Raw genomic sequence first — 9,061 nt, forward strand, 5'->3', positions numbered from 1 at the left:
GGCTGGAGAAGCTGGACGGCACGAAGAAGATCGACGTCCATGCGGACGGCATGATCCTGGCCACGGCAGGGCTCGCCCGACTCGGCATCGAGCGCCCCGGCTACGTGCTCGGCACGGACGAGATGCTGCCCGCCGTCGGCGCGGGCGTCCTCGGGCTGGAGTGCCGACAGGAGGACCACGCCGTCGCCGCGCTGTTGGAGAAGGCCAACCACCCGCGCACCCAGCGGGAGGTGACGGCGGAACGCGTCATGCTGCACGGGCTCCGCGGCCACTGCAACAGCCCCATCGCCGGGTACTGCACCACCGAGCCGGACAGGCAACTCTCCCTGCGCGGCATGGTGTTCGACCGCGAGGGCAGCAAGTTCGCCAACGCGATGCTGTGGGACGAACACCAGGGCGACCCGGCCGTCCTCGGCGCCCGCGTCGCCGCCGAACTCCTCCGCCAGGGCGCACGCGAGATCATCTCCGGCATCCCGCACTGACCCTGCTGCCGCCGGCCCCGCCTTCTGACGAACCCGGAACGCGGGGCCGGCCTGCGCCAGCAACTGCAACCCGTCTCGTTCTGGAGAAAGACCATGTGGGCCACCAACGAGGCCGACTGGCGAGGCATGCGCATGACCCTCGCTGTGAGGTGCGTGTCAGCCATTGCCGCGCGACTCCGCACAGGGGCGGACCTCGCCGTCATCGCACGCACCTACGGCTGCGAGGTCCAGTGGCTGGGCGATCAGCTGGTCAAGTCGAGGCTGCCGCTCGACCCCGACGGGTCGCGCCCACTCGGCCCGCCTTCGTCATTCGCACCATGCCTGCGCGTGTGCCCGTACCGCGGTGGTTCGCACCCGGATCCGCCCGTTTTCCCGCCGTTCGCAGCAGCCCTAGGGCGGCACGGGCGTCAGCGCCGGTGGTTCCAGTCCGGTTCGAACAGGCGGACGCCGCTGATCGTCCGGTCGCCGGCCCGGACGGGCAGCACGTACAGGTGGGCGTCCTGCGGGCCGAACTCGTCCTCGCTGTCGTACAGCAGACCGAGGTCGCGTTCGTCGGCGTGGCGGGTCAGGGTCGGCCTCGACCTCGGTAAGTGGGCGGCCGACCAGCGGGATGCCGGCGAAGTGCAGCTGCGGGCCGGTGCGCCCCGCCACCGTCACCGCCCCCAGGACGGGGAACCCGGCCCTGCGGCACCGGTATTCGGCGGTCACCCCGAGGTCCGCGTAGTGCTCCTCCGCGAGCGACCACCGAACAGGCCCGGGCGGCTCCGTCTGGTGCGGCCAGTCCCGGTAGGGCCGGTTCGTCCAGTGCGGGTGCCCGCGGCGCAGCGTCGGCGTGGCGCCGCAGAGGGCCCGCGACACCTGCTCGGGGCTCATCCCGAAGCGCAACAGCCCGACGCTCGCGCCGGGCGTCCAGTTCCACCGCGGCCGCTGCAGGTCGGCGGCGACCGGCCAGGCACCCGGGTTAGCGGGCCGGTCCACCAGGTCGCGCCGGCGCCGAACGGGTTCGACCGCGTACGGATCCGCAGCGAGTTCGGGTGCGACCAGCAGCACCTCGGAGAGTTGGGCCTCGCCGCACTGCGGATATCCGTACGGTCCCGGCCCCCAGGCCTGGGCGGCGCCCATCGACAGGCCCCACGCCGCGACCTCCGGGTCGCCGACCGGGTTGGTCCGCACCGCGACGCCCTCGCGCGCGGCGAGCCGACGGACCTCCACCCCGACCTGCGAGGGCACCCGGCCGACCAGATCGACCTCGCCGAGCCGCACCAGCGGGCCGGAGATCGCGTCCGGCTTCCACCACCGCCCGTACACCCCCGCCACCCCCGTCGCCACTCGAACCGCCGGCTGTCACCGTACTCACCGGCGGCCGGTTCCTGAGGGTCCGTCAACCGCCGAGCGGGTACGCGTAGCCGCAGGGATGGCACAGCCCGTCCGGGTACGGCTCCAGGAAACGGGCCACCGAGCCGTGCACGACGACCCGCAGGCCGCCCTCGCCCAGATACACGGCCAGCCCCTCGGGCGTGATCTCGTCCGTGCGGTACACCACCACGGTGACCTGCGGGGCGTGCGAACCGGGACGGCCGGGAACCGCGACACGGTAACCGTGCGGGCTGTCCATCACTCCACCTCGGCGCCTGCTGATCCGGGGGCCGCGACCACATCCCCACCCGGCCCCGTACTCGGCGCATACCCCTGGGGTGTTCCGCCCAACCACCCGCCGCCGAAACACGACGACACGCCGGGGTCCGGTCCGGGCCCACCATCACCGGCTGTCGCGCGAACTCCCTTGTCCTCGAACGCCGTTCATCACTTCGACGGCGCGGAGATCCGCGATCGCAGGTTGCCGGTCGGCACTGCCGACCGCCTCAGGGGTGCACGCTGTCCCCGGCGGAGGCGGCCGTCCGCCTGTCGCCACGGCCCGCCTACTGCGAGGCCCGCAACGCCGCCCCGGCGGGGGCGACATCAAGGTCGATCACGACCTCCCCGCCCTCGCGGCGGCCGTGATCCGAGATCGCGAGGCCGACAAAGGCCGACTCGGCTGCCCGGTCCCGCTGCATGCACTCCTCGTGGGTCCCGGTGGCACGCCCGCCCACCTCGTCACGCTCCCACGCCTTCACCGCGGCCTCGGCCACAGTCATGGCCCTGGGCAGCCGCGCCGCGCCCCGGCCGAGCAGAAGCCTGCGTCCAACCAGAACGGCACCGGGGTCTGCACGCAGTTCGTCGGATACCCGTCCCGCGACTTCACCGTGGTGGACAGCGCCACGACGGCCACTCCGTCGGCCCGGCCCTCGCACTCGGCGACGGCGTCGACGACCGCCACCGCCGGCACGCCGACCACCGCCCCGCCCACGTAGGCCGCCCACGCAGGCCGCCCGCACGGGCGCCGAGCTCGCCGAGACCGGCGCAGGCGACACGGTGCGGATCGCCGTCGACGGTGCCGCGATCCTGGTGCTCGGCGCCGGAATCCTGGTGGCCCTGCGCCGCCGCCGAGGCACACACGGCTGATTCGCGCGAACCCGACCGACGCCCGCGGTGGTCAGCGCACAGATGAAGGGGGGAGCCCCCCTCTCGGCAGACCGCCAGAAGGAATCCCGAGCGCCGAGCCGGGAACCCGCACCGCCGCCGGCCGGATCCCCGACCAACGGCGGTGCCGGACAACGGAATCGGTGCCCCGTCAGGTCGACTTGACCATCTCGCGCTCCGGCGTCACGGTGACGGCGACACCGCGTCGGCGGTGCTGGTCGGCCCAGGCGGTGAGGGCTTGGCGGCAGGCAGCGTCGAGGTGGGTGAGGGCGGACAGGTCGAGCTCCACGGGGCCGGTCGGGGTGACGTCCTCCAAGCGGTCGACCAGGGTGGGGAGTTTGACGAAGGTGGCGTTCCCGTGCACCCGGACGAGCGTGCCGGCGGCGGACTGTTCGACGTGCAGGCGGATGTGGGTGACGTCCCAGGCGGTCTTGGCGAGCGCGGCGACCAGTCCGATGGCCACGCCCTCCAGCAGGTTGGTGGTGACGATGCCGATCGCGGTGGCGAGCAGCACAAGCGCCTCGGAGCGGTCGGAGCGCCACAGCCGCCACCGGGCCCGCGGCGCGACGAGCTTGCCGCCCGCGTGCACCAGCAGACCGGCGAGCGCGGCCAGCGGCACCAGGTCCAGCAGCCCGGGCAGCACCAGCGCGAACAGCAGCAGCCAGACGCCGTGCAGGATCCGCGCGGCCTTGGTGCGGGCGCCGGCCTGGACGTTGGCGGCACTGCGGACGATCACCGCGGTCATCGGCAGCGCGCCGAGCGCTCCGGCCACCGCGTTGCCGACGCCCTGGGCGAGCAGTTCCCGGTTGTAGGCGGTGCGCGGCCCGGCGTGCATGTGGTCGACGGCGGACGCGCTGAACAGGCTCTCGGCGGACGCGATCAGCGCGAACGCCAGTACGGTGCCCCACACTTCGGGCCGCAGCAGCAGTGCGAGCTGCTCGACGCCGGGCGGCTGCAGGGTGTCCAGCAGGCCGTCGACCCGGACGGTTGCCACCGGCAGGTCCAGCAGTTGGACGGCGGCCGCGGCGAGCACCACGGCGACCAGCGGGCCGGGCAGCAGCGCGAGTCGTCGCGGCACGTACTTCCACAGGACCAGCACCGCGACCACCCCCGCACCGACGGCGAGCGATGCCCCGCCGGCCGCCGTGTCGACCGCGCGGACGGCTGCGGCGGGGATTCCGACCAGGTTGGAAAGCGCTTCCCCGCCGGCCTTCCGGTCCAGCAGCACGTAGGACTGCGAGGCGATCAGCACAATGCCGATACCGGTGAGCATCCCCTCCACCACAGCGGCGGAGACGGCCCGGAACCAGCGTCCCAGGCGCAGCACCGCGAGCAGCACCTGCACCAGGCCGGCGGTCAGCACCACCATGCCGAGTGCGGGCAGCCCGTAGGCGGTGACGGCGGAGTGGACCAGCACGGTCAGTCCGGCGGCGGGCCCGCTGACCTGCAGGCTGCTGCCGGGCAGCGCGCCGGCCACCAGGCCGCCCACGATGCCGGTGACCAGGCCGAGTTCGGCGGGCGCGCCGGAGGCGACGGAGACGCCGACGCAGAGCGGGACGGCGACGAGGAAGACGGTGATGGAGGCTGGCAGGTCGGTGCGCAGCACGGCGCGCACCCGGGCGGAGTTCCAGGGCATGGCGGGTCCTCGGGTGTAGCAGTGACGGGGACTTCCGGTGGCGCGGGGGCGCGTCCCGCCCGGCGGGCACGCCGACGGGCGGCCGGGCGAGGGCGGGCGCGGGCCTGGGCAGGCACGGGCGTGAGGACAGGGCAGGCACGGGCCTGGGCAGGCACGGGCGTGAGGGCAGGGCGGCGGACGGCGCGGCGCGAGGTGGCGCGGTGCGGCCCGGCGGGATGCGGGTCGGTGACGGAGTGTCAGGTCCGGGCGCGGCGGCTCCGGCTCAGCAGCGGAACACCCGGAGTTCGGCGGGCCCGGCCGGGCGGGCGGCCGGTGCGGGTCGGCCGGCGGTATCGGGCGGGGTGCGCGGGGCCGTCGGGCCGTCCGCGCGCACTGCCGATCGGGCCGCCGACCGGGTCGCCGTCCCGGCCGTCCGGACGTCGCGGCGAAGGGGTGCGGCGGGAGCGGTGGAGCCGCGTCCGCGTTCGGCGCCCTCCGGCTCCTCCTCCGCCGCGCCGCCCGCACTGCCGATCGCCGGAGCGACCGTCGGGGCGACGGTCTCGACGGCGCCGCCGGCGACGGGGTCGACCGCGAGGGCGGACCGGGGGGTCGCCCCGGGGCCGGCCGCGAACCGGTCGGCCGTCAGGCCGGGGAGCAGCGCCGCGATCAGGGTCGCGACGAGGGTGGCGAGCAGCAGCCACTTCGGCAGCACGGCTCTGCGCATCCCCGCCCTCCCCGGCTCGCGTCCGAACCCGGCTCCCCACCGTCGGACTTGATGTGCCGTCATCGTATCCACACAGTCACGGTGAGTGTGCGGCTGCGGGCGGTCCGCCGGGATCTCGGCCACGGTTTTGTCCGGTTCCCGGCCGCGCACACGCCGCGCACACGCCGCATTCGGGGCGACGCGCCGTCGCGCTGCCGCGCCGTCGCGCCGAGGCGCCGGAACACCGGGCCGGAACAGCAACGGCAGGGCGGTCGGGCCGCTCCTGCCACTCTCAAGCTATAGCGCGACGGGGGGCTTGTGGCAAGGCCCCCCGGGTGTCGCAGAATGTCCGACCGAGGGCGGGGAAGCGCAGGAAGCGAAGTACGCGCCGGATCTGACGGAAAATCACTTGCTGGGCGATTTCGGAGGATTGATGATCGACGTGCTGGTGGTCGGCGGCGGGCCGACCGGGCTGATGCTGGCGTGCGAGCTGCGGCTGCACGGGGTGGAGGTGGTGGTCCTTGAGCGGTTGACGGCGCCGACCGGGGAGTCCCGTGGGCAGGGTCTGCACGCGCGCAGTGTGGAGGTGATGGATCAGCGTGGTCTGTTGGAGCGTTTCCGGGCGGCGAGTTCGGAGTACCGGGTCGGCGGGTTGTTCGGCGGCGTAATGGCGGACTGGCCGGAGGGCATGGACACCGCCCATCCGTACGGCCTGGCGACGCCGCAGCCGGTGACGGAGCGGTTGTTGGCGGAGCGCGCCGAGGAGTTGGGCGTGAATCTGCAGCGCGGCCGCGAAGTGGTGGGTCTGACGCAGGACGAGGAGGGCGTCGAGGTCGAACTGGCGGACGGCTCGCGGCTGCGGGCGCGCTGGCTGGTGGGCTGCGACGGCGGGCGCAGCACGGTGCGCCGGCTGGTGGGTGTGGCGTTCCCGGGCGAGCCGGCGACGGTGGAGACCCTGCTGGGGCAGGTGTCGGCGACGGAGGATCCGGAGCGGATCGCCGAGGTGGTGGCGCGGGTGCAGCGCACCCAGGTGCGGTTCGGCCTGCAGCCGGAGGGTGACGGGCAGTATCGGGTGGTGGTGCCGGCCGACGGCGTGTCGGAGGATCGGGCGGCGCCGACGCTGGAGGAGTTCCGGCGGCAGCTGCGCGCGGTGGCGGGCACCGACTTCGGCGTGCACTCGCCGCGTTGGCTGTCCCGGTTCGGCGATGCGACGCGGCAGGCGGAGCGGTACCGGGTGGGCCGGGTGCTGCTCGCGGGCGACGCTGCGCACATCCATCCGCCGACCGGCGGCCAGGGCCTCAACCTGGGCGTGCAGGACGCGTTCAACCTGGGGTGGAAGCTCGCGGCGGAGGTCATCGGCTGGGCCCCGGCCGACCTGCTGGACAGCTACCACGCGGAGCGCCACCCGGTGGGCGCGTCCGTGCTGGACAACACCCGGGCCCAGATCACCCTGATCGGCACCGAACCGGGCCCGACGGCGCTGCGCGCGCTGCTCACCCGCCTGATGGACGTCCCCGAGGTGAACCGTCACATCACCGGCATCATCACGGCGCTGGACATCCGCTACGACTTCGGCGAGGGCCCAAACCGACTCGGCCGCCACCAGCGGGACGTGGCCCTCGCCGACGGCCGCCTCTACGACCGGATGCACACCGGCCGGGGCCTCCTGCTGGACCGGACGGGCCGGCTCTCGGCCGACGGCTGGTCCGACCGCGTCGACCTCGTGGTGGACCCCTGCCCCGAGCTGCCCGCCCCGGCGGTCCTGCTGCGCCCGGACGGCCACGTGGCCTGGCTCGGCGAGAGTCAGGCGGAGTTGACCACCGCCCTGACCCGCTGGTTCGGCGCCCCGCAGCCGGCCGACCTGCTCTGACGCACCGTCATCACCCGGCCCTCCCACGGGGACCCCGGACCCGCGAGGCTCCCGGACGACGGCCCGCTCGAAGGACGCCAACGCCGAACTGGCCCAGCGCCTCCGGGCCCAGGAGGAGCAGCTCGGCGACAACGCCGGAGGGCCCGATTCGAGCAGGCCTCGCTGCCGGCGCCTGGCTAGTGCTGGAAGAGCACTTCCGGATTGTTCGGCGAGGGGCCGTCCAGCAGCGGGCTGTGGATCCCCTTCAGCGTCCGGTCGAAGAACGCCGTCACGTACTCGCGGGTGATCGCCACTCCGCGTTCCGGGGAGAGGGGCGGCGTCGGGAACCCGGCCTGTTCGTGAAGCAGGTCCAGGTCGCTGAAGCTGAAGTGGTCGGCGCCGGTGACCGTCAGCCACTTCTTGTAGCCGCCAAGGGCGGCCCAGGGGTGCTCCCAATCGGTGTTGGCGGTCGTACCCAGCATGAGGAACGGCCGGGTGATCTCGCCGGGCGTCGGGTCCGGGTGGAAGGAGCCGTCCATGTTCACTCCGGCCCGTACTCGCGGGTCGGCGATCATCGTGGCGGCGGCCGCCGCTCCGCCGAGGGAGTGTCCGGCCGTGCCGATCTCGTGCTTGTCGATGAGGTGTGCCAGGGGCCACGCGGTATTGCCGTGCGTCAACTGGTCGATCACGAAGGACTCGTCCAGCGCACGGCCGGCGGCGACGGCGTCGAAGTCGAGCGTCGCCGGGGCGTCGCAGATCGCGCACGGCGGCGTCTGGCCGTTCGCGAGCGTCTCGCCGCTGTCCTCGTAGGTGTGGCCGACGAGCGCGACGACGTAGCCGTGACTGGCCAGGTCGGTCGCGAGCGAGGTGAGCACCATGCGCGGGTTCTCGTACGCGGGCGAGAGGACCACCAGGGGATACTTGCCGCGCTGCGGCCGCGCGCCGTCGAAGGCGTGAGTGGTGACGCCGGAAAGGGTCTGCGGGGTGACGCCGGAGCTCGCCGGCAGATGCTGCCGCTGGACGATTCCGGCTGCCTCGCCGAGGGTCATGTAAGGGGCCGGAGTGCCGGTCCCGGGGACGGCCGGGTAGACCATCGTGACGGTCAGTTGGCGGGGGCCGGACGACGGCACCCACGGGTCGGGACGGCTCGCGTCGGTGAGGTGGATGACGTCCTCGCCGGCGGCGTAGGGGCCGGTCGGCGCGGGGAGCGCGCCCTGGAAGGACCGCGGCGGCGCCGCGGCAGCTGCGACGGCGGTCGCGTGCACCGTGGACGGCGGGGTCGCGGCGGCGACTCCGGTGCCGGCCGCGGCCACTGATGCGGCGAGACCCAGGATGGCGACAGCGCCGATGCGGCGCTTGCGGTTCGAGGTGGTGTTCACGGACACGATCCTGCTCGGCCCCGCCCTGACGCTCGATCATGCAGGCTTCCGTCTTGATGGTGGTACTGGCTACACCCTGAGATCCCCGGCGGCGCGCAGTTCCCTTCGCCGGCATGGTCGAGCACGGCCCTCGACGGCCCCCTCGACTCGCAGTTGCGTCCGGTCCGACGCGAAGGCGCGGGCCGACACCCTGCTCATTCGAAGCTCACGCCTGCGAGCTTCGACTGGAACATCTGCGCATGCCCGGCCACCGCGTCCGCCTGCTCGTGCATCATCCGCGCGTGCTCCTCCAGCGCGTCGGGGTCGATCCGGAAGCCGGAGCCTCCCCCGCCGCCGCCCGACACCCCGAGCGCGGACTCCGCCGCCTGGAACACCAGCCCCTGCACCGCGTTCGCCACGGTGTCCACCAGCGGACCGATCGCGGCCTCCACCACCTGCGCGATGATGTACTGCTCCAACTGCTGTTCCAGGTAGTTGATCAGGCGCTTCGCGGCCTCCTCGATCAGGATCACC

8 protein-coding genes and 2 pseudogenes are annotated in these 9,061 nt (G+C 73.8%); 2 read left to right on the forward strand and 8 right to left on the reverse strand.

The window, feature by feature from the left end; genetic code table 11:
* Window positions 1-482: pseudogene (locus tag IEZ12_RS38260) on the forward strand (hydroxymethylbilane synthase); the annotation flags it as partial.
* A gap of 390 nt (window positions 483-872) precedes the next feature.
* Here the strand turns inward: IEZ12_RS38260 and IEZ12_RS12210 are convergent.
* The 6 genes from IEZ12_RS12210 to IEZ12_RS12235 all read right to left on the reverse strand — a co-directional run bounded on the left by IEZ12_RS12210 (window position 873) and on the right by IEZ12_RS12235 (window position 5,341).
* Window positions 873-1,811, reverse strand: coding sequence for a hypothetical protein (locus tag IEZ12_RS12210; RefSeq protein ID WP_189272052.1), 939 nt, complete (start codon window positions 1,809-1,811; stop codon window positions 873-875).
* Window positions 1,812-1,863: 52 nt separating this feature from the next.
* Window positions 1,864-2,097 carry a DUF6296 family protein gene (locus tag IEZ12_RS12215; protein WP_189272053.1) on the reverse strand — a complete coding sequence of 78 codons (234 nt, stop codon included), beginning with the start codon at window positions 2,095-2,097 and terminating at the stop codon, window positions 1,864-1,866.
* A gap of 304 nt (window positions 2,098-2,401) precedes the next feature.
* On the reverse strand, window positions 2,402-2,617 hold the full coding sequence (locus IEZ12_RS12220) for a hypothetical protein (protein ID WP_189272054.1): 216 nt from the start codon (window positions 2,615-2,617) through the stop codon (window positions 2,402-2,404).
* Window positions 2,614-2,829, reverse strand: a complete 216-nt coding sequence (locus IEZ12_RS12225; RefSeq protein ID WP_189272055.1) for a hypothetical protein — start codon at window positions 2,827-2,829, stop codon at window positions 2,614-2,616. Before IEZ12_RS12225 ends, IEZ12_RS12220 begins: the two co-directional genes overlap by 4 nt.
* Before the next feature lie 324 nt (window positions 2,830-3,153).
* Window positions 3,154-4,638, reverse strand: a complete 1,485-nt coding sequence (locus IEZ12_RS12230) for a SulP family inorganic anion transporter (protein ID WP_189272056.1) — start codon at window positions 4,636-4,638, stop codon at window positions 3,154-3,156.
* A 262-nt stretch (window positions 4,639-4,900) separates the two neighbouring features.
* Window positions 4,901-5,341, reverse strand: coding sequence for a hypothetical protein (locus IEZ12_RS12235; RefSeq protein ID WP_189272057.1), 441 nt, complete (start codon window positions 5,339-5,341; stop codon window positions 4,901-4,903).
* Between the two features lie 412 nt (window positions 5,342-5,753).
* Here IEZ12_RS12235 and rox point away from each other — a divergent pair, with 412 nt between their 5' ends.
* Window positions 5,754-7,190: a rifampin monooxygenase gene (gene rox, locus IEZ12_RS12240; RefSeq protein ID WP_189272058.1), complete on the forward strand. Its 1,437-nt coding sequence runs from the start codon at window positions 5,754-5,756 to the stop codon at window positions 7,188-7,190.
* 176 nt (window positions 7,191-7,366) lie between these two features.
* On the opposite strand, the gene IEZ12_RS12245 is transcribed toward rox, so the two are convergent.
* Entirely contained in the window at window positions 7,367-8,548 is a 1,182-nt protein-coding gene (locus IEZ12_RS12245) for an alpha/beta hydrolase family protein (RefSeq protein WP_229847458.1), read from the reverse strand.
* A gap of 194 nt (window positions 8,549-8,742) precedes the next feature.
* Window positions 8,743-9,061, reverse strand: a pseudogene (locus tag IEZ12_RS38265) (hypothetical protein); the annotation flags it as partial.

Origin of the sequence: Kitasatospora griseola, from assembly GCF_014648555.1 — a bacterium.
GTDB classification, from domain to species: domain Bacteria; phylum Actinomycetota; class Actinomycetes; order Streptomycetales; family Streptomycetaceae; genus Kitasatospora; species Kitasatospora griseola.